This window comes from Methylobacterium sp. D48H (assembly GCF_053345715.1).
Window position 1 is genome coordinate 1 of record NZ_JBKFAP010000128.1, and the last position, 321, is coordinate 321.

Annotated in this window: 1 protein-coding gene and 1 pseudogene; both read right to left on the reverse strand. The window is 69.8% G+C overall.

Annotated elements, in window-relative coordinates:
• Positions 1–177: glutathione S-transferase N-terminal domain-containing protein (locus tag ACLBX8_RS31785; RefSeq protein WP_447716422.1), on the reverse strand; the 177-nt coding region annotated here is incomplete at its 3' end.
• 16 nt (positions 178–193) lie between these two features.
• A pseudogene (locus tag ACLBX8_RS31790) lies at positions 194–321 on the reverse strand (lysine 2,3-aminomutase); the annotation flags it as partial.

Sequence of the window (321 nt, forward strand, 5' to 3'; positions counted from 1 at the left end):
GTCCTCCTCCAAGGTCGGGACGAGGCCGTTCGGGTTCATCGCGCGGTAGCCGGGGTCGTCGACGACCCCGTGGGCGCCGCCGGCCTCGACCCGCTCATACGACAGGCCCCTCTCGTCGAGTCCCCACACCGCCTTCTGCACGTTCACCGAGGTGAGGCGACCCCAAAGCCTGCGCATAATCGAAGAGTCTCCGTCACGCCTTCGGCGGGTAGGCGTGGTCCTCCCCGCCCGGATCGGTCACGCGCACCCCGTCGGTGGTGTCGCGCAGGTAGCCCGGTCCAATCGGCACCTTGCCGTGGCCGCCGGGAATGTCGAGCACGT